Below are 22,946 nucleotides of genomic sequence, written 5' to 3'. Positions count from 1 at the left end.
TCTATCAACCGATAGAAACACCCCGCCGCACCACCCAGCAGCTCGGAGCACGCATGATCATCCTCGGAGTGGGGATCACCGTCGTGGTGATCCTCGCCGTCGGCATCGCGGTCGCCCGCAAGATCGACGGCGACAGCGCCAACTACCTCGTCGCCGGACGCCGCCTCGGCATCCCGCTCGTCGCCGTGAGCCTGACGGCCGCCGCGGTCGACTCGAACGCCACCGTCGGCAACACCGACCTCACCTCGCAGTTCGGCTTCTGGGCGGGCGCCTCGCTCGCGATCGGCCTGGCGATCTGCCTCCTGATCACGGGCCTCTTCCTCGCCAAGCCGATGAACGCGATGAAGCTCTTCACCCTCGCCGACTTCTTCCGGATGCGCTACGACCGCACCACCGAGGTCGTCGCCTCGGTGATCATGGTCTTCTCCTTCACGATCCTGCTGGCCGGCAACCTGGTGGCCTGCGGCTTCCTGCTCGAGCGCTTCGCCGGCATCCCGTACGCCTGGGGCGTGATCCTCTCGGTCGCCCTCGTGCTCAGCTACACGATCGCCGGCGGCCTCTTCTCCGACGCGTACACCGCGGCCATCCAGACCGTGATCACGGTCGTCGCGGCGATCTCGCTGCTGGTCTGGGTCGCGCTCGCCTACGGCATCGTCATCCCCGAGGGCATGGGGCCGTTCGACTTCGAGCAGCTCACCGACCCGGCGATGGGCGCCCCCGTCAACTGGGCCACCCTCGTCGCGCTCGGCATCGGCGACCTCGTCGCGATCGACTTCATGCAGCGGATCTTCGGCGCCAAGTCGCCCGAGGTCGCCCGCCGCGCCTGCTACGCCGCCGCCGTCGGCACCGCGGCGATCGGCTCGATCTTCGCGATCGTCGCGCTCAGTGCCACCGCCGTCCTGGGCCTCTCGGCGGCCGACGGCCCGGTGCTGTTCACGCTGCTCGACGACTACGCGCCGCCGGTCATCGCGATCCTGGTGCTCTCCGGAGTCGTCGCCGCCTCGTTCTCGACGGCGTCCGGCGCGATCCTCGCCACCTCGGCGATCGTCGTGCGCAACGTGCTCTCGGTCCGCCGCCACTCCGGGACCGGCCCCGACCCGCTGCTGCGCTGGACCCGCGTCGCCATGGTGCCGATCGTGATCCTGGGCTCGTTCCTCGCGATCCGAGTCAGCCAGACCGGCATCCTGCTGACGCTCGCGTTCGACATCATGCTCGCCTGCCTCGCCGCGCCGTTCCTGCTCGGCGTCTTCTGGAAGCGCCCCGGGGTCGTCGCCGCGCTCACGGCGGCCGGCGTCGGCCTGGTCGTCCGCCTGGTCTTCCTGGCGCTCACCCCGACGCTCTACGGCGTGCCGAACGACATCCTCTACGTCCCGAACGACCTGATCGGCGCCGGCTTCGACGGCTACGCCACCCTCGTCGCCGCGGCGATCGGCTTCGGCACGTTCATCGTGGTCGGCCTCCTCGCCCCGCGCACCCCGCGCGAGCTCGCCGGCGAGCGCTCGGTCCGCACCGAGCTCGACCGCGAGCAGCAGGGAGCCCTGGAGCCCGCAGGAGTCTGACCCCCTCCGCGAGTCTGCCTCTCCCCGCGAGATGCCACTTGTGAGCGCTTTCCACGGCGTGTCGCGCTCACAAGTGGCATCTCGCGGGGAGGGGCTCACGGGAGGGGGAGCAGGACCGTCGGGGCGGGGGCGGCCTCGCGGCCCTCGAAGGCGACCGGCTGGCAGACCATCAGGTAGTCGCCGGGCTCGACCTGCGCGAGGTCCGCGTTCTCGAGGATCACGACGCCGGCGCCGCAGAGGATCACGTGGGTCGGCCACTCCTCGGTGTGCGCGGGCGCCTCCATCGTCATGTAGTCCAGGCCCGCGAAGAGCACGCCGTGCTCGACCAGCCAGCGCGCACCGCTCGGCGCGAGGCCGACCCAGGTCTCCGACTTCACCGCGCGGGTCAGCGCGTCGGTCGAGTTGCGCGTGCGGAACAGCACGCGCACGGCCCCCTCGGCGCCGGCCGCGACGAGGTCCTCGTCCGTGATCTCCTCCGCGACCTGCCGCAGGTCGAGCACCCGGACTGGCCCGACCACGCTCTCCAGCGCGATCTCGTCGACGGTCGCGCCGCCCGGCACGAAGTGCGAGGGTGCGTCGACATGCGTGCCGGTGTGCGCGCCGATCAGCCAGCGCGAGACGTCGGAGGGGTAGCCGTCCACGATCTGCTCGACCATCTCGTAGGTCGGCCGGCGGCCCCAGTGGAGCATCTCGGTGGTGATCGGGATGTTGATCGGGATGGCGCCGGTCATGCGAGCCCTCGTCTCATGCGGGAGTGGATCAGTGGATTCATTCACGACTATATTGGATCCAATCCGAGTGCGAAGGGGGACCGCATGATCACCGAGGACTGGCCCGGCGCCCTCGCCGGCGATCGCCCCCACCGCCTCGTGCCGCTCGTGCTCGGTCACGAGCCGATCGCCGAGTCGATCTCGCTCCGCGGCGGCGACCCGGCCCGCTTCCTCCTCGAGCCGGTCACCGGCGCGGCGATCGACATCGGCGACTCCTGGATCCTGATCGACGGCGGCTTCCACCTCGACCGCGTCCGTGACCCGGCGCAGCGCGCCGCGCACTACGACTACGAGAGCTACACCGCCGTCGTCCCGCCCGGCGACGCGCTCGCCGAGGGGATCGCCGCGGCCGGCCTGCGCTGGGAGGACCTCGCCCTCGTCGCCCTCTCGCACCTGCACCTCGATCACACCGGCGGGCTGCGCCTCGCTCCCGCCGGCACCCCGGTCGCCCTGCAGCGCCGGGAGTGGGAGTGGCTCGGCGAGGGTCTCGGCCGCCGCGAGACCGTCGTCCCGGCCGACCTGCTCGAGGCCGACGTGCGGGTGCTGCTCCTCGACGGCGACACCGAGCTGGCCCCCGGCGTCGCCGCGCTCGACACCCGCGGGCACACCCCGGGCCACCAGTCGTTCCGGATCGACCTCGCCGACCGCTCGATCGTGCTCGCCTGCGACGCCGCCGACCTGCAGCGCAACCTCGACGAGCGCACCCCCTGCGGCTGGACGGCCCGCCCGTCGGACGCGGACGCCGCGCAGCGCTCGATCGAGCGGCTCGCGGACCTCGCGGCGCAGCACGGAGTCGATGGCCGGCCGGTCGAGGTCTGGCCCGGTCACGACCCCGATCAGCCCGCCTGGTGCGACTTCCTCGGCGTTCGCTGAGACGCTCTTGCACGAGCGCTCCCGCCGCTGTAAATACTTGTATGTCACCGGCGAAAGGCCCGGTGGCGACCGATTTCCAGCGAGTGAGGAGACCATGATGCTTCTGCAGCAGGACCCGTTCCGCGACCTCGACCGCTTCAGCCGGCAGGTCTTCGGCACGGCCGCCCGTCCGACCGTGATGCCCCTGGACGCCTGGCGCGAGGGCGATGACTTCGTCGTCGAGCTCGACCTGCCCGGCGTCCAGCCCGAGCGGATCGACATCGACGTCGAGCGGAACGTGCTGACCGTGCGTGCCGAGCGCGCCGGCCACCTCCCGGAGGGCGCCGACCCCGTCGCCGCCGAGCGGCAGTGGGGCATCTTCAGCCGCCAGCTCGTCCTCGGCGACTCCCTCGACACCGAGAGCGTGCAAGCCGACTACACGGCGGGCGTGCTGACGCTGCGCATCCCCATCGCCGCGAAGGCGAAGCCGCGCCGGATCAGTCTCGCGTCGACCGACGTGGAGGCGAGCGACGTGAGGGTGACCGACGGGGGGCTGGCCGACGCGGGTGCGAGCCCCGATCCCGGCGCGCAGCGCACGATCGACGCCTGACCGGCGCTACTCCGCGGCGCGCCCCGAGTCCTCGACCAGCCGGACCTTCACGTTCACGGCGAGCGGGCCGATCACCGACGGCTCCGAGTCGAGCAGGCGCCGGAGCCCCTCGCCGACGGCGCGCAGGGTCTCGGGGGCGGGGAGCGCCGCGGTCGCCGCGATGTGCGCGGTGACGGTGGTGAAGCCGTCCGAGCGGTCGATGTCGACGAGCACGTCCGGCTGCCGCAGGGCGAGCTTCACCGCGAGCGCGTCGGCGGCCGCCTCGAGCAGCGGCTGCGCCGGGTAGACCCCGGCGACGCCCTCGATATCGCGGATCGCGGCGGTGAGACGCTGCGAGAGCGCGGTGTCGTCGTGAGCGGCGCCGTCGAGAGTGCTGTCGTCCGTCCCGGTGCTGTCGGTCGCGGTGCTGTCGGTCACGGCTGGTCCTCCCTGCTCGGATACACGTCGTCGACGGTGACGTCGATCGCGCCGACGACGAGCTCGGTGTGCCGCTCGAGGGCGTAGCGGATCCGCTCGCGCAGGCGGTCCGCGACGGTCGCGACCGGCACGCCGAACTCGAGCGCGAAGGTGACGTCGACCCGGATCACCGCGCCCGGGGTCCCGACGTCGCCGTCGAGCGTGCAGCGGCCCATGATGACGCCGCCCATCGTGTCGCCCGCGCGCCGGATCATCCCGCGCACGGCCGCCTCGGTCAGCGCGAGCCGCAGCGTCGGGTCGGGGTGGCGGATCGGCACGTCGCGCCCGGAGCGCACCTCGGACCGGATCGCGTCGAGCAGCCCGGCGATCCAGACCTCGTCGCGGTCCGGCTCCGCGTCGGCGCGGCGGCGCAGCGCGGTGGCCGACAGCTCGTTCAGGCGGGTGAGGTTCGCGAGCGCGAGGCGGCAGGCGGCCGAGCCCTCGATCGAGGGATCGACCGGGGTGCGTCCGCGGTCGAGGTACTCGCCGAGCTCCTCCAGCGTGTGGCCCTCGAGGTCGTCGTCGGGCACCGCGCCGCCGGGCGCGGAGGTCTCGGCAGCGCCGTTCTCGGGCGTGCCGTCCTCGGGCACGGCGTCGTCTGCGTCGATCATCGCCATGCCTCCAGTTCGTGGAGCAGGAAGCGGCGGGCTCGGGCGAGCAGGCCGCGGACCGTCGAGACGGGGAGTTCGAGAGCGTCGGCGATCTCCTGGTAGCTGTAGCCGGCGGTCTCGCGGAGCAGCCAACAGCGTCGCTGATCGGGAGGCAATCGGTCCAGTGCTTCCCAGACGGCGTCCAGCTGGAGCCGCGCCTCGACGATCCGCTCGGGCGAGCTCTCGGCGGGCGCGGGCGGATCCCAGTCGTCGATGTCGTCGTGGCGGCGGCGGACGCGGATCCGGTCGATCGCCTTGTGCGAGACGATCCGCATCAGCCAGTTCCGGATGTGCGCGGGGCTGTCGAGGTCGCCGAGGCGGCGCCAGCCGGTGAGGAACGCCTCCTGCACCACGTCGTCCGACTCCGCCTCGGAGCCCAGCAGCTTCTCGGCGTAGACCCGCATCAGCGCGCCGTGGCGCCGGGCGAGCTGCTCGAAGGCGGCGATGTCGCCGTCCACGGCCCGGGCGGCGAGCGTGGCGTCGGAGGCGCGGAGCAGCGGGTCGTCGTCGGGCCGGTCGTCGTCGGGCCGGGCCTCGTCGGGCAGCGCTTCCGCCACGATCGCCACCTCCCGCCGTTCCGCCGTCGTTGCGCGCCTGCGCGCGTTCTCGGCAGCCGCTGCTCCGAATGCCTACCAGCCTCCTCCGTCACCGACGAATCCGCTGGCCGGATTGCGAGCACGGCCCGGATCCGTGACGTTTCCGGCCGTCGACCCGTCTGTATCTGTAGAGCACCGAGGCGAAGACCGACCCCCGTCCGCCCCTGATCTCCCAGACCCCGAGAGAAGCCCGACCATGCACACCTCCCCGTCGCCGACAGCGCCCGCCCAGGCACCCAGCGGCTCCACCTTCACGATGGGCAGCCCGTTCGCCCCGGTGAGCGACTCCTCCGTCGGCGCCGAGCGCCGGTTCGAGGCCGCCGGAGCGGACCCCGCCGAGGCGTCCGCGGTCTACGCCGAGGCCTACGGCGGCGGCTCGTTCCGGGTGCAGCCCGGCGCGCGCGCCTTCTCCTTCCGCTACGCCTACCGCGGGAGCGAGCGGGTCACGCTCCGCACCTCCGACTGCGCCGGCGCGCTGACCGGCGAGATCGCGCACCTGCGCGAGTACGTCGTCGGCTGGTTCCGCGCCGGCGGCGGCCAGCTCAACCTGCGGCCTTTCACCCGCACCGGAGCCGCGTCCGCGCCGTTCCTGCTGCCCGCCGAGCGCCAGTTCGGCCTGGCCTACCAGCCGCACCGCCAGAACCTCGTGCACTTCGCGCCCGGCTTCCTCGAGGACGTCGCGACCGAGTCGCACTCCGGCCCGCGCCAGCCCGTCTCCTTCGACCACGAGGCCGACGCCGACCCGGGCGTCCTCGCCCGCTGGCGCACCGCGGTGACCGACGCCACGTCCGCGCTCGCGAGCGCGGCGATCGCCCCGCTCGTCCGCTTCACCGCCGAGCTCAACCTGGCCCGCGCGCTGCTGCTGCTCTTCCCGTGGCGCGCCTGGGACGTTCCCGCCGTCCTGCGCCGCCCCTCCGCCTCGCGCACCCGCGTCGCCCTCGACTTCCTGCAGCACCACGCGCACGAGCCGATCACCCCGGCCGACGCCGCCCGCGCCGCCGGCCTGCACACCCGCACCCTGCAGCAGGCCACCCAGCGCCACCTCGGCGTCTCGCCGTCCGTCTACCTGCGCGATGTCCGACTCGACCGCGCCCGCCACGACCTCGTCGAGGGCGACCCCTGCTCGACGACCGTCGCCGCCGTGGCCCGCGAGTGGGGCTTCGGCAACCTCGGCCGCTTCGCCAGCGCCTACCAGGCCCGCTTCGAGGAGCTGCCGAGCCACACGCTGCGCCGCTGAGCACGCGGCCCACCGCCTCCTCCCCGAGGCTCGCCGACAGCTGCCGCGCAACTCCGCGGGCCTGTGGACGGCGCTGGCCGCAGAGCGCGTCGTCGCTCGATGTTTCCTGCGCACTGGCTGATCCGGCGGAACGATCCCGGAGCCCCGCACGTCTGATTCATGTGCGACGGATCGTCGTCACCGCGACCGAGTCGCGCATCACCTTCTACCAGGGAGAGCATCATGACCAACGTCAACCCCAGCACCCTCGCCACCACCTCGGCCAAGCACGGCACCGAGACCTCGACCGGCAAGAACACGATCGCCGACGGCGTCGTCGAGAAGGTCGCCGGCATCGCCGCCCGCCAGGTCGCCGGCGTCCACGACCTCGGTGGCGGAGCCGCCCGCGCCATCGGCGCCATCCGCAACGCGATCAACGCGCAGGACCGCGGCCAGGGCATCTCCGTCGAGGTCGGCGAGAAGCAGGTCGCCGCCGACATCACCGTCGTCGCCGAGTACCCCGTCGCGCTGCAGAAGCTCGCCGACAGCATCCGCTCCGCCGTCTCCGAGGCCATCTCCTCGGTCGTGGGCATGGAGGTCACCGAGGTCAACGTGACCGTCGCCGACGTCTACATCCCCTCGGACGACAAGGACGAGGACACCGAGAGCCGCGTCAAGTGACTCCGTCCCACCTCGGCCTGATCCTGGGCGCCGTCCTCGCCGTCACCGGCCTGGTCTTCGGCTTCTGGGCTCTCCTCTGGGTCGCCCTCGCCATGGCCATCGGCTACGGCGTCGGCCGCGTCGTCGAGGGCAAGCTCGACCTGAGCTCGCTCGCCGACACCCTCCGCGGGCGGCGGTCCTCGTGACCGCGGCGGTGATGGCCGACCAGGCCCGCCACGGCCGCACGACGATCACCTCGCGCGCCGTGCGCAGGGTCGTGTCGGCCGTCACCGCGGAGGCGCTCGACGTCGACGCGTCGGACGTCTCGGTCGAGCTGGACGACGACGGGGGGAAGCTGCACGTCACCGCGCAGGCCCCCCTGCGCATCCGTCCGCTCGGCGAGGGGGACCGCCGCTCCGGCACGGTCCTCAGCCGTCTCAGCACGGCCCAGTCCACCATCCGCACCCGCTGCCTCGAGCTGACCGGGTCCACCATCGGGCGCGTCGACCTCCGGATCACCGGGGCCGACCTGCGCGAGCGAAGGAGAGTCTCGTGACGACCCCCGCAGCCTCAGGGACCCGCTCCACCGGAGCCCTCTATCCCCGGCTCGTCCGGCGCGAGATCACCTCGTCCCGCTCCACCTCGGCGATCGTCCTCGCGGTCCTGCTCATCCTCGTCTTCGCGTGGATCGGCACGGAGGCGGTGCTCGCCGCCCTCGGGCAGCCCGCGCTGCTCGTCGCCCCGCAGGACGGAGCGGCCGCGGTGCTCGGCGCCGCGAGCGCTCCCGTCCCGCTGATCGTGGCCGGCGGAGTGGTCGCTGCGCTGATCGGGCTCGTCCTGATCGTCGTGTCCTTCTCCCCGGGTCGTCGCGGCCGCCGCCGCGCCGCCGCCGACCGCACCGCGGCCGTCATCGACGACCGCGTGATCGCGCAGAGCCTCGCCCGCACCGCCGCCTACGCCGGCGACGTCGACCCCGACCAGGTGTCGGTGTCGATCGGCGGTCGCACGGCCGGTGTCACCGTCGGCCGCACCTCCGGGCGCAGCCTCGACGTCGACAGCATCCGCGCGGCGGTCGACGCCGAGCTCGCCGGCTACGACATCAGCCCGAAGCTCACGGCCCGCGTGCGCCTGTCCGAGAAGGGGACGGTCCGATGACCACCACCAACCGGTTCCTCAACCGCCTCCTCCTGTTCGTCGTGGGCCTCGTGCTCCTGCTCGCCGGCGGTGCCGTCGCGGCCGGATCGCTGTTCCCCGACGTCCAGGAGACGGTCTCCACCGGCGCGGAGGACGCGACGGAGCCCACCACCGACGCCCTCTCCGGCGGGCAGCCGTGGATCCTCTGGGTCACGGCCGTGGTCGCCCTCGTGCTGATCCTGCTGCTGGTGCGCTTCATCGTGCGCCAGGGCCGGGGACGCACGTCGACCCTGCTGCGCGTGGGCTCCGGCTCCGGCGCGGGCACGCCGACCGGCGGCTCCGTCACCATCGACGCGAAGGTCGCCGAGCACGTCCTCGAGGAGGCGCTGTCGCACGATCCCTCGATCGTCGCGCTCGACGTCACCGCCTTCGAGGTCAAGCACCGCGCTGTCCTCCGCGTCACCGCGCACACCCGCCGCGGCGTCTCGCCGATGCGGACCCGCCGCGCGATCGACGACGCGGTGAAGAGCTGGGACGCTGTGCTGGGCGAGGAGACCCCCGTGGTCATCCAGATCGTCAGCGGCCTCCGCACCAGGATGAGCAGCAGCGCCCGCGTGCAGTAGCGGCGTCCGCGCCGCCCCGTGCCGCGCACCCGCCGCACCGGACGATCCGGCCCTCCCGCTCGGGAGGGCCGGAAGACCACTGAGGAGTACCCCATGACCGACACCGTCGGAACGAACGACCTCCGCGCCATCGACGGCGCGCACCCGGAGGACGAGTCGATCGAGCGCCTGCTCGCGACCGCCGCCGCGGAGACCACCGCCGGTGTCACCGGCGTCCACCACCTCGGCGGCGCCGCCGCCCGCACCCTCGACCGCGCGACCCGCGCCGTCCTGGGCACCAGCACGAGCCCGGGCGTCAGCATCGCCCGCGTCGACGGCGCGCTCGTCCTCGACCTCGACCTGGTGTCGGAGTACCCGCGCCCCGTCCAGGAGGTCATCGACGCCGTCCGCGAGCAGGTCGGCAAGGCCGCCGCGCAGCTGACCCGCGAGCGCGTCGTCGTCAACGTCAACGTCACCGACGTGCACGGCCCCTTCGACCCGATCGAGGTGCCGGACTCCGAGCGCGAGGACGGCCCCTCGCTGGTCGAGAAGGCCGGCGACGCGATGGACTCGGCCCGCGAGAAGGGCGGCGCCGCCCTCGACTCCGCCCGCGAGAAGGGCGCCGCGGCGCTCGACACCGCCCGCGAGCGGACCGCCGACGCGCTCGACGACGCCTCGGACCGCCTCGACGAGGCGGCCGACCGCGCCGCCGCGTCGGACGCCACCGCGGACTCGCTGTCCGACGAGGTCGCGACCCGGCCGGCCCGCGTGGAGCGGGACGCCGACGTCGACGCGGACTCGGACTCGGACTCCGACGCTGTCGAGACCGTCGTCGTCACCGCCGATGCTCCCGCCGCCGAGTTCGTCGTCCGCGTCGAGGTCGAGCCGGTGGACGCCGACACCTCGGCCACCGATGCTTCGGCCGCCGACGGCTCCGACATCGCCGACGCCGAGCGCCGCGGGTCGGAGTAGGCCGTGCGCACCCGCTCCTACGGCTCGCGCCGGAAGCCGCGCGCGGCCTGGGCCGCCCTCGCGACCGGCGTCGTCGTCAGCTTCCTGGTCGTCGTCGGCGTGCTGCTCCCGGTGCTCGGCCTGATCGGCGCGGCCGACGCGACGACCGCGGGCGTCCTCGACGTCCCGGTCGGCGCGATCACCCTCTCGATCGTCCTGAGCTACCTGGTCGCCCTGGCGTTCCTCGCTCTGGCCCTGGTCTCCCGGAACGCGGCCCTCGCCTGGGTCGCCGCGGTCGCCGCCGTGATCGCCACCCTCGTCGGCTCCGTCTGGCCGCTGCTCGCCACCGCCTTCGCGAGCGTCGACCAGGCCGGCGACGTCCTCCCCTTCATCCAGGACCTGATCGCCCGCGTCACCGGCTGACCCCCGGTGCGTCACTCCGCTCATGCTGGTCGAGTAGCCCCGCAGGGGCGTATCGAGACCGACCGTCATCAGCACGGCGGGTCTGCAGACTCACGTTCTGACGCGAGTGGATCTCGACACGCCCGCAACGTGTGCTGTGCGACCACCGGAGGGCCCGCTCGAACGGCGTGGAGCGCTCGAGCGCTGCAGAACATCAGCTGAGAAGGGGTGGCCTCCGCTGTCAGGGGATGCCCCCTGCTCTCAGCTGATGTTGTGCGCACCCCTGCCGGTCGAGCAGCCAGCAGGGGTGTCTCGAGACCCGTGTCACCAGCAGGGCGGATCTGCAGATTCGCTTTCTGACATCGGAGGATCCACCGGGAAGAGGCGCCGGCGAACATGCTGGTCGAGTAGCCCCGCAGGGGCGTATCGAGACCCGCCGTCCTCAGCAGGGCGGATCTGCAGACTCCCGTCCTGACGCTGGTGGATCTCGATACGCCCGCTCCGCGGGCTACTCGATCAGCATGGGCACCCCGAGGCGATCTGCGCCCTCCGGCCGTAGCGTGGCGGGATGACCACCAGCACCCACCCCGACGACCTCCGCGCGCAGTACCTGCGCGTCTACGACGAGCAGCTCCGCACCGACGCCGAGACGCCGAGCGCCGTGGCGGTGACGCGCGCCGGGCCGCTCCGGCTGGTCACCTTCGCCGGCGGGCGCGGCTTCGTCACCTACCGCGACCTCGGCGGGGCGGACGAGGCGGCGATCGACGCCCTCGTCACCGCGGCCCGCGCGCACTTCGACGCCGACGCGGAGATCCGGAAGGTCGAGTGGAAGACCCGCGGCCACGACCGGGCGCCCGGTCTGCACGAGGCGCTGCTGCGTCACGGCCTCGTCGCCGAGGAGACGGAGTCGATCATGATCGGCCCGCTCGAGGCGCTCACCCGCGACGCCCCGGTGCCCGACGGCGCGACCCTGCGCCGCGTCGTCGACGAGCCGGACGTCCGCGCGTTCAGCGCGATGATCGACGCCGCGTTCGGCGAGGACGTCGACACGGACATCGCCGATGCGCTGGTCGCACGGCTCGCTCGCGGCGACGGCATGGAGCTGTGGGTCGCCGAGGTCGACGGCCGCATGGTCGGCGGCGGCCGGCTCGAGCCGGTCGCGGACTCCGACGTCGTCGGCGTCTGGGGTGGCGCCGTGCTCGAGGAGTACCGCGGCCGCGGCATCTACCGCGCGCTGACGGCCGCGCGCGCCGCCGCCGCGCTCGAGGCGGGCCGCACCCTCGTGCACAGCGACTCGACCGAGTACTCCCGCCCCATCCTCGAGCGCTCGGGCCTCGTCAAGGTCTCGACGACGACCCCGTACCTCTGGCGCCGCCCGTGAGAGGCACCTGCTGATCGAGTAGCCCGCGGAGCGGGCGTATCGAGATCCACCGTCCTGCAGACGCCGGGTCTCGATACGCCCCTCCGGGGCTACTCGACCAGCATGGAATGCGATCCGAGCGGCTCGCATGCTGTTGGCGAGACCATCCGGAAGGCTCCGTCTCATGCTGATCGAGTAGCCCGCGGAGCGGGCGTATCGAGATCCACCGTCGTCCGATGGGTGGGTCTCGATACGCCCCTCCGGGGCTACTCGACCAGCATGCGCTGCGCTCAGCTCGGCGAGCTGATCTCCAGCGCGATGTTGTCGGGGTCGCGGAACTCGAGGATGCTCTGGCCGCCGGCGTCCTTGATCGGCTCGTGCGCGATGCCGAGCTCGTCGAGCGCGGCGGCGGCGGCCTTCAGGGCATCGAGGTCGGCGACGGCGAAGCTGAGGTGGTCGAGGCCGATGCGGTCCTCGTCGAAGCGGTCGCCCGCGTCGGCGACCGGGCGCAGGCCCAGCAGTCCGCCCGGGAACTGGTAGATCACGCCGCCGAAGAGGAACGCGAGCTGCTCCTTCTGCTCCTCGGGGGCGTCCGCGGGCGGCGCCTCGAAGGCGACGTCGAAGCCGAAGACGGAGTCGTAGAAGGCGCGCGACACGGCGATGTCGCGGACGGTCAGGCGGATGTGGGCGTAGTCGACAGCGGGGATCGGCACGGTGGTTCCTCTCGGGAGCGGAAGGGCGGGAGTCGCCCTTCCCTCATCATTCGGAGCGGGCGCTGAACCCGGTGAGGGCTGGCGCCGCGCTCCGGGATCGGGTAGCGCCGCTCACTCCAGCTCGGCGGGCCGCGCCGGCTCGGCCAGCAGCGCCCGCGCCGCCATGCCGATCACCGCGCTGTACGTCGGGTAGGCGAACCGCACGTTCGCGAGGGTCGCGACGTCGACGCCGGCCGCCATCGCGGTCGTCACGGACTGCACGACCTCGATCGCGTTCTCGCCGACCGCGTGCGCGCCGAGCAGCAGCTCGCGGCGGCGGTCGGCGATCAGCGTCAGGAATCCGCTCTCGCGGTCGTCGATCACGGCGCGGTCGACGCTCGAGAACGGCACGGACGCGACGATGCACTGCGGGTCGCGCTCGCGCGCCTGCTCCTGCGTGAAGCCGACGCCCGCGTAGTCCGGGTCCGTGAAGCCGCCGGCCGGCAGCAGGAACTGCGGGGTGCGCCGGTTCGCACCGAGCACCGCGTTCTCGGCCGCCGCCTCCGCCTCGAACTGCGCCGCCTGCACGAGCATGTCGCGCCCGTTGGCGTCGCCGACCGCGAACACGTGCGGCACGATCGTGCGGAAGTACTGATCGGCCGGGATCGCCGAGCGGACGACCTCGATGCCGGCGTTCTCCAGCCCCAGGTCCTCGACGTCGGCGGGCCAGCCGGTCGCCATGATCACGGCGTCGACGCGCTCGGTGCGGGCCGAGCCGTCCTCGCGCCAGGTGATGTCGATCGAGCCGTCCTCCGCGCGCTCGAGGCGCTCGACCGTCTCGATGCCCAGGTGCACGCGCACGCCCTGGCGCTCGAAGGCGCCGGCGACGTGCTCCGAGATGCTCGCGTCCGAGGTGGTGAGGATGCGTGGAGCGACGTCGAGCAGTGTCACCTCGGAGCCGAAGGCGTTGAACACCGTGACGAGCTGCGCGCCGGTGTTGCCGCCGCCGATGACCGCGACCCGGCGGGGGAGGGCCGGCAGCGCCAGCACGTCCTCGGGGACGGTGGCGAGCTCGGCGCCCGGGATCGGCAGGCGGCGCGAGTGGCCGCCGACGCAGATCAGGATCGAGCGCGCGCGGATCCGGCGGCCGCTGTCCAGGACGAGGGTGCTCTCGTCGACGAAGCGAGCGCGGCCCTCGTGGATCAGCTCGACTCCCGCCTCCTCGAAGCGCTGCGCCTCGCGCTTGATCGAGCGGACCTTGTCGACCCGCGCGTGCACGTGGCGGACGGTCGCGGCCCAGTCGACGACGGGCGTGCCGACGTCGACGCCGTAGTCGCCGGCGGTGCGGGCCTCGCGGACGATGCGCGCGGTCTTCGCGAGCACGCGGGTGGGCACGCAGCCGGTGTTGACGCAGGTGCCGCCGACGCGGCCGGCCTCGAGCACGACCACCTTCGCGCCGAGCTCGGCGGCGCGCAGGGCGGCGGCGGTGCCGGCCGGGCCCGCGCCGATCACGGCGACGTCGTACTCCTGGGGCGCGGTGGTGCCGGGGTCGGTGGCGGCGGTGGCGTTCTGGGTGCTGGCGGGCACGGCGGGGCCTCTCGGGTCGGTGCTCGGCGGAGCGGGCGGATGTCCCCGCATCCTGGCGCCCGCGCCCTCGGTTTCTCTGAGCGCCCGCGCTGGCTTGACAGGCGCGTTCAGCCCGACAGACCGGCTCGCAGCGCCGCGATCCATCCGTCGAACGCGTCGAGATGCGCGTCGTGGGAGGCGCCCGCCAGGTCGATGCGGGTCACGTCGCGTCCGCGGCGGATGAACTCGTCCTTCGCCTCCGAGGTGAAGAGGCCGTCGGAGGCGTAGATCACCGTGGTCGGGGCTGTCACTCTCTCCCACTCCTCCCACCGGGGCACGGCGACCGCGGTGATCGCGCGCACCATCACGTCGGGGTCGAAGCGCGGGCGGAGGCCGTCGGCCGCCTGTTCGAGGTCGTCGACCCACGCGCGCGAGAGCGGGGAGTCGCCGAGGAAGGCGAGCGCTGCCTCGCGGGAGTCGAACGGCACCGGCCAGGCGCGGAGCCATTCGCCGAGCGCCGCATGCTGGTCGGGGTCGCCGCTGCCCTCGCCGCCTTCGAGCAGCACGAGGCGCGACACCAGCTCAGGCCGGGCCGCCGCCGTCAGCAGCGCGGTGTGCGCGCCCATCGACTGGCCCACCAGGGCGACGGGCCGGCCGACCTCCTCGATGAGCGCGATCACGTCCGAGACGAACGCCTCCCGCGACACGTCGGCCGGCCGCCGCGTGCTGTGCCCGTGCCCGCGCTGGTCGAGCAGCAGCACCCTGTGCTCGGGCAGCGCCTGGGCTGTGGCTAAGAACTCGGAGGAGCTGCCGGCGAGGCCGTGGAGGACGACGACGATCGGGCCGGAGCCTCCTGAATCCAGGACGGAGAGCTCGGTGCCGTCGGCCGTGGTGAGAGTGCGCCGCGGGAAGGTCTCCGCTGCGGATTCGCGGCTCACGCCTCCGGGCCTGGCGTCGCGACCAGCTGGAAGCCGCCCTCGATGCTGCCGTCGGGGCGGAGGGTGACGCGCGTGTAGACCGGGGTGTCGTCGCCGGTCGCCGTGCCGACCACGTCGAGGGCGTCGCCGGCGAAGAAGGCCTCGAGGCCGGTGCAGCCCGCCGAGAGCGAGCCGTCGGGGCGCTCGAGGGCGAGGCAGATCCGGGTGGCGTCGGGCGCCGTGAGCAGCAGCCGGTCGTCCTGGGCGGTCTCGAAGGTGGGGCTGTAGACCTCGGCGTCGCCCGAGATCAGCGAGAGGCCGGTGGGGATGTCGGTGGTGACGGCCCAGCCCTCGACGATCGCGGCGAAGCGGTCGGTCGCGCGCGGGGTCGGGGTCCCGGTCGCCGTCGCGGGCCCGCTCGAGGACGGCTGCGGGACGGCCGCGCCGATGACGGAGGCGGTGGCCGCGCCGATCGCGAGCCCGCCGACGAGCAGCCCGGCGCCGAGGAGGACGAGGCGCGACCGAGCGGGGGGCACGGCGGGCGAGGGTTCGCCGGCCGTCCGCGCGGGTCCCGCGGCTCGTGGGGCGGGCTGCGCCTCCGGGGCAGCGGCGGCGGCCAGGGGTCGGCGCTGCGCTTCGGCCCGCAGTGCCTCGGCCCGCTGCGCCTCGATCCGCAGCGCCTCGGCCCGCAGCGCCTCGTCGCGGTCGTCCCCGGTCGGGCGGGCGTAGAGCGCGCGCTCGAGATCCTGGCGCTCGTCGTCCTCGTCCTGCACGCCGTCAGTATGCCGGAGGGTCGCGAGGCCGGCGGGTCGATCGGCGGCTCAGGGCCCCATCGTCCCGGTGCCGGGCGTCCCCTCCACCCGCAGGTACTGCAGGCGCACGACTCCGCGCGGCGAGGTGACGGCCGGCCCGTCGAGCCGCAGGTTCGTGGGCACGGCACCGCCGCCGAAGACCGGCTTGCCGGAGCCGAGCAGGATCGGGTGCAGCCACAGGGTGAGCCGGTCGAAGAGCTGCTCCGCGAGCAGCGTCTGCACCAGGTCGAGGCTGCCGATCACGTGCACGGCGGAGTGGCGCTCGCGCACCTCGCGGACGGCGGCGGGCAGGTCGGCGCCGAGCTGCACCGAGCCGGACCAGGGGAGTGGCGGCGCCCCCCGGGAGGCGACGTACTTCGGGATCCGGTCGAACAGCTCCGCGATCGGCCCCTGCTGCTGCGGCCAGTAGCCCGCGAAGATCTCGTAGGTGCGCCGTCCGAGCAGCAGGGCGTCCATGCCGGCCATCCCGTCCAGGACCTGCTCGCCGACCACCTCGTCGACCAGCGGCGCCTGCCAGCCGCCGAACGCGAAGCCGCCGCCCGGGTCCTCCTCCGGTCCGCCGGGCGCCTGCGCGACCCCGTCGACGGTGCTGAACAGATCGATGTCGAGGGTTCCCACGGTGCGCTCCTCTGCGTCGGCGGCTGCGGCCCACGGTCCCACTCGAGCGGGGGCGGGGCAAGTGGCCGCCGCGTCATCCTGGCCTCGGCCGCGTCACGTGTCCGGGGACACCGGCGCAACGGCACGCAGTCCCCCGTTAGGGTTACAATCCGTCGATCCACGCCCGGATCCCCGGCAGATCCGCGCCGGGCCGGCGATCGCGCCCTGTACTCCTGCTCAGGCCCGGGGCTACGGTTCGACTCCACTCACCTCGGGTGTCACGAGCCCACGCTGTCGTGGGCGGATCGCTGCGCAACGATGCCGCACGGAACTCCCTCCCACGTCCGACGAGACCGGGCCCGTTGGAAGGTGGGGATCGCGGCGTCGACCGGGATCCTGCTCCTGTCCGCGGGGCTCCTCTCCGCGACCGCCGCCCAGGCGGCCACGGCGCCGACCCTCGGTCGGGCGGGGAACTTCTCGGTCCTCGGCGGATCGACCGTCACCAACACCGGCGACACGCTCCTGCCGCTCGACCTCGGCGTGAGCCCCGGCACCGCGATCACCGGCTTCCCGCCCGGCGAGGTCCTCGGCGCGACCCACGCCGCGGACGCCGACGCGATCGGCGCGCAGTCCGACCTGGTCAAGGCCTACGACCAGCTGACCTCGCAGGCCACCACCGAGTCCGTCGCCGGCGACCTCGTCGGCCGCACCTTCACTCCCGGCGTCTACACCGCCTCCGGCCCGATCGGAGTCACGGGCACCGTGACCCTCGATGCCGAGGGTGCGAACGGCGCCGTCTTCGTCTTCAAGGCCGCCTCCACCCTCATCACGGGCTCCGGGAGCCGGATCGAGCTGATCAACGGCGCGCAGGCCTGCAACGTCTTCTGGCAGGTCGGCAGCTCCGCGACCCTCGGCACCTCCTCCGACTTCGCGGGCTCGATCCTCGCGCTGACCTCGATCACCGTGACCAACGCGGTCACCGTCGACGGCCGCGCCCTCGCCCGCAACGGCGCCGTGACCCTCGACGACGACACCTTCGTCTCGTCCTCCTGCACCCCGGCGACCACCGCCCCGCCGACCACCGCGCCGACCACGGCACCGCCGACGACGCCGCCGACGACGCCGCCCACGACGCCGCCCACGACGCCGCCGACGACGCCGCCGACCACGCCGCCCACGACTCCGCCGACCACCCCGCCGACGACCCCGCCGACGACTCCGCCGACGACGCCGCCCACGACACCTCCGACGACGCCTCCGACGACGCCGCCGACGACCCCGCCGACGACGCCTCCGACGACGCCGCCGACGACCCCGCCGACGACGCCTCCGACGACGCCGCCGACGACCCCTCCGACGACCCCTCCGACGACGCCGCCGACGACCCCGCCGACGACCCCGCCGACGACCCCGCCGACGACCCCTCCGACGACTCCGCCGACGACGCCGCCGACGACGCCTCCGACGACGCCTCCGACGACTCCGCCGACGACGCCTCCGACGACGCCGCCGACGACGCCGCCGACGACGCCTCCGACGACTCCGCCGACTACCCCGCCGACGACGCCGCCGACCACGCCGCCCACGACCCCGCCGACCACTCCGCCGACGACCCCTCCGACGACGCCGCCGACGACCCCTCCGACGATGCCGCCGACGACGCCGCCGACGACGCCTCCGACGACGCCGCCGACTACCCCGCCCACGACGCCTCCGACCACCCCGCCGACGACCCCGCCGACGACTCCGCCGACGACGACGCCGCCGACGACGCCGCCCACGACGCCTCCGACGACGCCGCCGACGACTCCGCCGACCACGCCGCCCACGACGCCTCCGACGACCCCGCCGACGACGCCGCCCGTGGTGACCCCGACTCCGACGCCGACGCCGCCCGTGGTGACGCCGACGCCGACCCCCACCTCGACGCCCACGCCCACGGTCCAGCGCACGCCCCGGGCCTCCACTCCGCCGGTGATCCCGGCGAAGTCCGGGACGCCGCCGACCAGCGGACTCGCCTCGACCGGAGTCGAGACCGGTGCCGGTCTGTCGCTCGCGTTCCTCGCCCTCGGTGGCGGCGCACTGCTGCTGCTCCAGCAGCGACGAGCACGACGCCGCAACCGCAGCTGATCACCGCGACGCGGCGCTGCCGCTGAGAGGGGGAGCCGAGCCTCCCCCTCCCGGCCGGCGGGTGCCGTGGTGACAGCACCGCGGCACCCGCACAACACAGGCTGAGAGCGCCGGATCCCCGACTAGCAGGGGGTCCGGCGCTCTCAGCCTTCTCTGCGCCGTGCGGCGCGCGCCCGGCTCAGCCGGACGGGTTCTCGACCGGGTCGCCCTCGGGGTCGGTCGCGGTCTCGGGGTCGACCTCGTCGGGCTCGACCGGCTGAGTGTCGGGGGTGCTCTTGTCCGTCATGGGATCCTCCTCGTTGCTCGTTCCGCGGTCGGTCCTGCTCCCGCGGGTGTTCGGATCGTGCGTCGGCCACGCTACGGTCCGCCCGGCCCGCCGTGACCCCCGTTGACGCGAGCGGGGAGAGCGTGAGCGGGGCCGTTCCGCGCGTGTCCTGCGCAGAGTCCGCGAGCGCGCGTGGCAGTCCGCCGCCTCCTCCGCAAGGCCTGGCTGCACTTCGGCACGATTCGTAGGGTGAGGGCTCCCGAGTCGAGGAGCAGGCGCGCCAGATGATCCGAACCACCGTCACCATCGAGGGCAAGACCTACGGACTCTCCCAGGGGACGGACGTCGACGATCTCAAGGAGTCCGCGACCCGCGCGACCCAGGCCGGCGGCGGGCTCATCGACTTCGTCGTGGTCGGCAACCGCCAGGTCAGCGTGCTGATCTCCTCCGGCGTGCCGGTGATCTTCGAAGAGGTCCAGGTCCCCGACGACGACCGCGACACCGGCGACCTGCAGGAGCCGTGGGACGACATCGACTACCTCGACTGACCCCGAACCTCCGCCCGGACGGCTCCCGAGGGAGCGCCGCCCGCGCGGTCTCAGACGCCTGAGGGGCGCCGCCGGCTGGACCCGGCGTCCCTCGGGCTCCTTCCCTCCCGCACCCGCCGCTGCGATCGGCGTGTCAGAGGGCGGTGTTCTCGGCGTCCTCCGCGCCGGCGTCGGCGAGCTCGCCCGCGACGAGGATCGCCGCAGCGCTGCCGAGGGCCGAGCGCACCTGCTCGGCGCTGATCTCGAGGAGGTCGGCGATCACCGCGACGTCGTGCCCGCCGGTGTGGCGCAGCAGCCAGCACTGGCGCTCGAGGGCGGGCAGGCCGTGCAGGCGGCGGTGGAACGCGGAGCGGAGCAGGTCGTCCTCGCGGAGCCCGACCGGAGCGGACGCCGGAACGAGCGCGGCGCGGCGGCCGACGCTGTGACGGCCGATCTCCGTCCGTGCGATCTCGAGGGCCGACTGCTCGTCGACGACACGCGGTGATCCCGAGCGGAGGGTGACCGCGGCCTGGTGCAGGGCGGCGGTGGCCATCGACTCCGAGAGCGTCAGCCGGTAGGCGTAGGCGTAGAGGCCGGCGGTGCGGTTCAGTGCGGGGGACTGCGCCTTCTCCGCTCTCGCGGTTTGGGCCGTCGCGGGCAGGGCCGTCGTGGGCAGGGCGTTCGCGCTCACGGGTCTCTCCTCGTCTCTGCGCGGCCGGGGCGGGCTCGCGTCGAAGCCGATGCTAGAGGTGTCGAGAACGATCGTTCTACCCTTGACATTCTCAGACGGTTATCGATACATACGCATCCTTGCCCTCCGTCACTCTCGTGCGGAGAGGATGCAGAACTCGTTCCCCTCCGGATCCGCGAGCACCACCCAGGACTGCTCGCCCTGGCCGACGTCGATCCGGGTGGCGCCCAGCGCGATCAGCCGGTCGACCTCCGCTGCCTGATCGTCGGGCACGAAGTCGAGGTGCAGGCGGTTCTTCACGGTCTTCCGCTCCGGGACGTCGAGGAAGAGGAGGCTCGGGCCGCGGCCGGATGCGGGCAGCAGCTCGATCCCCTCGTCGTCCTCGTCGACGATGTCCCAGCCGAGCGCCTCCTGCCACCAGTGCCCCAGGGCGCGGAAGTCGGTGCAGTCGACGATGATCTCTTCGAAGCTCAGGCTCATGCCGCCGACGCTAATCGGCGTCCGCGGTGTCGCGGAAGGGGTCGCGGAGATCGGTGGAGAGAGCCCCGCACTCGGCACCTGGGGAGGAGCCCGTGCCGAAGCGGCACGACGGCTGGCTCCGGAGCGCGCGGTCCGGCATCCTCGAGCGGAGCCGGACGCACGCGCCGCGCTCGCCGGAGGGAACGACATGAGCAGCGAGCACGAGCACGACACCGAGCACGACACCGAGCACGACACCGAGCCCGGGACCGCCCGCGAGCACTGGGAGGCGCGCTACTCCGACTCCGACCGCGTCTGGTCGGGCCGGCCGAACGCGACCCTCGTCGAGCTCGTCGGCGACGTCACCCCCGGCCGCGCCCTCGACCTGGGCTGCGGCGAGGGCGGCGACGTCCTCTGGCTGGCGGCGCAGGGCTGGACCGTCACCGGCCTCGACCTCTCCGAGACCGCGCTCGAGCGCGCCCGGGCCGAGGCGCTCGCCCGGGGTCTCGTGATCGATGTCCGCCAGGCGGATCTCGGCGCCGACTGGCCGGTCGAGGGCGTCTTCGACCTGGTCGCGTCGAGCTTCCTGCACTCGATGGTGGAGCTGCCGCGGATCCCCATCCTGCGCCGTGCCGCCGAGCTCGTGGCGCCCGGCGGAGTCCTCGCGGTCGTCTCGCACGCGGCCGCGCCGCCCTGGTCCGCGCACGCGCACCGGCACGAGGGCGGGCCCGTCCTCGCCTCGCCCGAGGAGGAGCTCGCCGCCCTCGCTCTCGATCCGGCCGAGTGGACGCCCCGGCTCGTCGAGACCCGCGAGCGGACGGCGACCGGCCCGGACGGCGAGGACACGGTCCTCCTGGACGGGGTCCTCCTCCTCGAGCGCGCTGCGCCTGCACGCTGAGGGGCCCGAGCCGCCGCCGTCGCTCCTCCACAGGAGCTCTTTCGCGGAGTTGTCTGAGGGATGCTCGAGACGGCCCCGCGGGTGTCGGCGGTCCCTGCTTCGATACTCGTATGGATGAGATCAGCGGCGCGAGCAGCGCGGAGGAACCGACCGGGCCGGTCGCCGCGGTCGGCGCGGTCCTCGGCGTCGCCGCCGACCTCGGTGTCACGTCGGCGCGGTTCCTGCTCACGCGGGCCGAGGCCGTGCATCTGGCGTACCGCACGGCGCTCACCGCTCCCGAGGAGTTCGCGCGGGGCGGCGGCCTCTCCCGGAGCGAGGCGAGCAGCCTCGTCGAGCGGTCGATCCGGGCGCAGTTCGCGGTCGCGCTGCGCCTGTCGGAGCGGGCGGCGTCGAAGGTGATCGATCGCGCGATCCTGCTGGTCGAGGAGCTGCCGTGCACGCGCGCCGCGGTGGCGGAGGGACGCCTCCTCTGGGAGTCGAGCGAGGTGATCTGCGCGATCGCCGCGACCCTGCCCGCCGCCTCTCGCGCCGCCTTCGACGAGCGCGCCGCGGGCGTCGCGCCGGACGTGACGTCGACGCAGCTGAGGCGGATCGTCGCCCGGCTCCGCGACGAGCTGCACGAGGAGCCGTTCGCTCAGCGCCATGCCCGCGCCCGCCAGGACCGCGCCGTGTGGATCTCGCCCGAGATCGACGGGATGGCGACTCTCTGCGCGCTCCTCCCCGCGCCGGACGCGATGGGGATCGGGGATCGTCTCGACCGCATCGCCCGCTCCCTCCGGGAGGGCGGCGACGAGCGCACCCTGGCTCAGCTGAAGGCCGATGCCCTCACCGATCTGCTGTGCGACGGCGACATCGCCGGGACGACACCCGCGAGCGACGGTCCTCGCGTGTCCGAGTCGTACGTCCCCGGGATCCGAGCCGAGGTGCGGCTCACCCTCGCCGCGTCGACCGCCGCGGGACTCGATGACGCACCCGCAGACCTCGACGGCTACGGCCTCATCCCGGCCGACCTCGCCCGCGCGCTGGTCGAGACCGGCGCCTCCTTCACCCGCGTCCTCACGGATCCGGACACCCGCGCGGTCGTCTCCGTCGGCCGCACCTACCGGGTCCCGCCCCCGCAGATGCGCCTGCATCTGCAGCTCCGAGACCAGACCTGCCGCTTCCCGGGCTGCACCCGCAGCGCCTCGAGGTCGGAGGCGGACCACACGATCGAGTGGCGCAACGGCGGCGAGACGTCGCTCGAGAACCTCGTCTCGCTGTGCGTGAGCCACCACCACGTCCGCCACGGCGACCGCTGGACCTACGTCCCCCGCCCGGACGGCGGCATCGTCTGGACCACGCCGACCGGCCGCACCGTCACGATCCGCCCACCCGCCCTGGCCGGGGCGCCGCCGGGCCCCCGCTTCGAGGACGTCCCGCCCCCGTTCTGACGGACGTGGGTCTCGATACGCGCTGCGCGCTACTCGACCAGCATGGTCCGCTCCTGTTGGCGAGCGGGGTCTCGATACGCGCTGCGCGCTGCTCGACCAGCATGCTCGGGTCATGCTGATCGAGTAGCCCTCGGAGAGGGCGTA

27 protein-coding genes are annotated in these 22,946 nt (G+C 73.7%); 16 read left to right on the top strand and 11 right to left on the bottom strand.

Translation table 11 applies throughout. The features are described from left to right. Positions 1–53 precede the first annotated feature (53 nt). Complete coding sequence (locus MT353_RS13305) at positions 54–1,559, top strand: sodium:solute symporter family protein (RefSeq protein WP_243624781.1); 1,506 nt, start codon at positions 54–56, stop codon at positions 1,557–1,559. A gap of 95 nt (positions 1,560–1,654) precedes the next feature. On the opposite strand, the gene MT353_RS13300 is transcribed toward MT353_RS13305, so the two are convergent. Then, the gene (locus MT353_RS13300; RefSeq protein ID WP_243624780.1) at positions 1,655–2,290 is read right to left on the bottom strand and encodes a cyclase family protein; all 636 of its coding nucleotides are present in this window, start codon (positions 2,288–2,290) and stop codon (positions 1,655–1,657) included. Between the two features lie 84 nt (positions 2,291–2,374). Here MT353_RS13300 and MT353_RS13295 point away from each other — a divergent pair, with 84 nt between their 5' ends. Both MT353_RS13295 and MT353_RS13290 read left to right on the top strand, forming a co-directional pair. Continuing rightward, complete coding sequence (locus MT353_RS13295) at positions 2,375–3,202, top strand: N-acyl homoserine lactonase family protein (RefSeq protein WP_243624779.1); 828 nt, start codon at positions 2,375–2,377, stop codon at positions 3,200–3,202. 94 nt (positions 3,203–3,296) lie between these two features. Beyond that, entirely contained in the window at positions 3,297–3,791 is a 495-nt protein-coding gene (locus MT353_RS13290; RefSeq protein WP_308197523.1) for an Hsp20/alpha crystallin family protein, read from the top strand. Positions 3,792–3,797: 6 nt separating this feature from the next. On the opposite strand, the gene MT353_RS13285 is transcribed toward MT353_RS13290, so the two are convergent. Genes MT353_RS13285 through MT353_RS13275 form a run of 3 tightly spaced genes read right to left on the bottom strand, consistent with a single transcriptional unit; the run spans position 3,798 to position 5,454 of the window. Beyond that, on the bottom strand, positions 3,798–4,208 hold the full coding sequence (locus MT353_RS13285) for a hypothetical protein (protein WP_243599610.1): 411 nt from the start codon (positions 4,206–4,208) through the stop codon (positions 3,798–3,800). Further along, positions 4,205–4,858, bottom strand: coding sequence for an Asp23/Gls24 family envelope stress response protein (locus MT353_RS13280; protein WP_243599611.1), 654 nt, complete (start codon positions 4,856–4,858; stop codon positions 4,205–4,207). The genes MT353_RS13285 and MT353_RS13280 overlap by 4 nt, the downstream gene beginning before the upstream one ends. After that, positions 4,855–5,454 (bottom strand): RNA polymerase sigma factor, encoded by a 600-nt coding sequence (locus tag MT353_RS13275; RefSeq protein ID WP_308197465.1) that lies wholly within the window; start codon positions 5,452–5,454, stop codon positions 4,855–4,857. Before MT353_RS13275 ends, MT353_RS13280 begins: the two co-directional genes overlap by 4 nt. A gap of 235 nt (positions 5,455–5,689) precedes the next feature. Between MT353_RS13275 and MT353_RS13270 the strand changes: the two genes are divergently transcribed. The 9 genes from MT353_RS13270 to MT353_RS13230 all read left to right on the top strand — a co-directional run bounded on the left by MT353_RS13270 (position 5,690) and on the right by MT353_RS13230 (position 11,839). Further along, the gene (locus MT353_RS13270; protein ID WP_243624778.1) at positions 5,690–6,730 is read left to right on the top strand and encodes a helix-turn-helix domain-containing protein; all 1,041 of its coding nucleotides are present in this window, start codon (positions 5,690–5,692) and stop codon (positions 6,728–6,730) included. A 222-nt stretch (positions 6,731–6,952) separates the two neighbouring features. Then, a complete protein-coding gene (locus MT353_RS13265; RefSeq protein ID WP_243624777.1) occupies positions 6,953–7,390 on the top strand; it encodes an Asp23/Gls24 family envelope stress response protein in 438 nt (145 codons plus the stop codon). Next, on the top strand, positions 7,387–7,575 hold the full coding sequence (locus tag MT353_RS13260; RefSeq protein ID WP_123734545.1) for a DUF2273 domain-containing protein: 189 nt from the start codon (positions 7,387–7,389) through the stop codon (positions 7,573–7,575). Before MT353_RS13265 ends, MT353_RS13260 begins: the two co-directional genes overlap by 4 nt. Next, positions 7,572–7,925 carry a hypothetical protein gene (locus MT353_RS13255; protein WP_243581525.1) on the top strand — a complete coding sequence of 118 codons (354 nt, stop codon included), beginning with the start codon at positions 7,572–7,574 and terminating at the stop codon, positions 7,923–7,925. The genes MT353_RS13260 and MT353_RS13255 overlap by 4 nt, the downstream gene beginning before the upstream one ends. Further along, positions 7,922–8,524 carry a DUF6286 domain-containing protein gene (locus tag MT353_RS13250; protein WP_243624776.1) on the top strand — a complete coding sequence of 201 codons (603 nt, stop codon included), beginning with the start codon at positions 7,922–7,924 and terminating at the stop codon, positions 8,522–8,524. The genes MT353_RS13255 and MT353_RS13250 overlap by 4 nt, the downstream gene beginning before the upstream one ends. Then, entirely contained in the window at positions 8,521–9,126 is a 606-nt protein-coding gene (locus MT353_RS13245; protein WP_243624775.1) for a hypothetical protein, read from the top strand. Before MT353_RS13250 ends, MT353_RS13245 begins: the two co-directional genes overlap by 4 nt. A 93-nt stretch (positions 9,127–9,219) precedes the next feature. Continuing rightward, positions 9,220–10,077, top strand: a complete 858-nt coding sequence (locus MT353_RS13240) for an Asp23/Gls24 family envelope stress response protein (protein ID WP_243624774.1) — start codon at positions 9,220–9,222, stop codon at positions 10,075–10,077. A 3-nt stretch (positions 10,078–10,080) separates the two neighbouring features. Next, the gene (locus MT353_RS13235; RefSeq protein WP_243624773.1) at positions 10,081–10,479 is read left to right on the top strand and encodes a hypothetical protein; all 399 of its coding nucleotides are present in this window, start codon (positions 10,081–10,083) and stop codon (positions 10,477–10,479) included. Positions 10,480–11,026: 547 nt separating this feature from the next. Next, positions 11,027–11,839, top strand: a complete 813-nt coding sequence (locus tag MT353_RS13230) for a GNAT family N-acetyltransferase (protein ID WP_243624772.1) — start codon at positions 11,027–11,029, stop codon at positions 11,837–11,839. Between the two features lie 269 nt (positions 11,840–12,108). Here MT353_RS13230 and MT353_RS13225 read toward each other — a convergent pair whose 3' ends face one another. The 5 genes from MT353_RS13225 to MT353_RS13205 all read right to left on the bottom strand — a co-directional run bounded on the left by MT353_RS13225 (position 12,109) and on the right by MT353_RS13205 (position 16,423). Further along, entirely contained in the window at positions 12,109–12,531 is a 423-nt protein-coding gene (locus MT353_RS13225; protein WP_123447474.1) for a VOC family protein, read from the bottom strand. A 111-nt stretch (positions 12,532–12,642) separates the two neighbouring features. After that, complete coding sequence (locus tag MT353_RS13220; protein ID WP_243624771.1) at positions 12,643–14,097, bottom strand: NAD(P)/FAD-dependent oxidoreductase; 1,455 nt, start codon at positions 14,095–14,097, stop codon at positions 12,643–12,645. A gap of 107 nt (positions 14,098–14,204) precedes the next feature. Further along, complete coding sequence (locus MT353_RS13215) at positions 14,205–15,014, bottom strand: alpha/beta fold hydrolase (protein ID WP_243624770.1); 810 nt, start codon at positions 15,012–15,014, stop codon at positions 14,205–14,207. After that, positions 15,011–15,766: a hypothetical protein gene (locus MT353_RS13210; RefSeq protein ID WP_243624769.1), complete on the bottom strand. Its 756-nt coding sequence runs from the start codon at positions 15,764–15,766 to the stop codon at positions 15,011–15,013. Before MT353_RS13210 ends, MT353_RS13215 begins: the two co-directional genes overlap by 4 nt. Positions 15,767–15,814: 48 nt before the next feature. Further along, positions 15,815–16,423, bottom strand: a complete 609-nt coding sequence (locus tag MT353_RS13205; RefSeq protein ID WP_243624768.1) for a dihydrofolate reductase family protein — start codon at positions 16,421–16,423, stop codon at positions 15,815–15,817. 348 nt (positions 16,424–16,771) lie between these two features. Here MT353_RS13205 and MT353_RS13200 point away from each other — a divergent pair, with 348 nt between their 5' ends. Continuing rightward, entirely contained in the window at positions 16,772–18,532 is a 1,761-nt protein-coding gene (locus MT353_RS13200) for an ice-binding family protein (protein WP_243624767.1), read from the top strand. 549 nt (positions 18,533–19,081) lie between these two features. Continuing rightward, the gene (locus MT353_RS13195; RefSeq protein ID WP_123447479.1) at positions 19,082–19,345 is read left to right on the top strand and encodes a hypothetical protein; all 264 of its coding nucleotides are present in this window, start codon (positions 19,082–19,084) and stop codon (positions 19,343–19,345) included. A gap of 133 nt (positions 19,346–19,478) precedes the next feature. Here the strand turns inward: MT353_RS13195 and MT353_RS13190 are convergent, their stop codons facing one another. After that, positions 19,479–20,015: an RNA polymerase sigma factor gene (locus tag MT353_RS13190; protein ID WP_243624766.1), complete on the bottom strand. Its 537-nt coding sequence runs from the start codon at positions 20,013–20,015 to the stop codon at positions 19,479–19,481. 129 nt (positions 20,016–20,144) lie between these two features. After that, positions 20,145–20,495 carry a VOC family protein gene (locus MT353_RS13185; protein ID WP_123447481.1) on the bottom strand — a complete coding sequence of 117 codons (351 nt, stop codon included), beginning with the start codon at positions 20,493–20,495 and terminating at the stop codon, positions 20,145–20,147. A 187-nt stretch (positions 20,496–20,682) separates the two neighbouring features. On the opposite strand from MT353_RS13185, the gene MT353_RS13180 reads away from it, so the two are divergent. Continuing rightward, on the top strand, positions 20,683–21,372 hold the full coding sequence (locus tag MT353_RS13180; RefSeq protein WP_243624765.1) for a cyclopropane-fatty-acyl-phospholipid synthase family protein: 690 nt from the start codon (positions 20,683–20,685) through the stop codon (positions 21,370–21,372). Positions 21,373–21,482: 110 nt separating this feature from the next. Further along, positions 21,483–22,802 carry an HNH endonuclease signature motif containing protein gene (locus tag MT353_RS13175; protein WP_243624764.1) on the top strand — a complete coding sequence of 440 codons (1,320 nt, stop codon included), beginning with the start codon at positions 21,483–21,485 and terminating at the stop codon, positions 22,800–22,802. The last annotated feature ends 144 nt before the right edge of the window (positions 22,803–22,946 follow it).

The organism is Rathayibacter sp. VKM Ac-2927, from assembly GCF_022815525.1.
GTDB classification, from domain to species: Bacteria; Actinomycetota; Actinomycetes; order Actinomycetales; family Microbacteriaceae; genus Rathayibacter; species Rathayibacter festucae.
The sequence above is the reverse complement of the archived record's forward strand: the minus strand, read 5'-3'. Positions and strand labels throughout refer to the sequence as shown.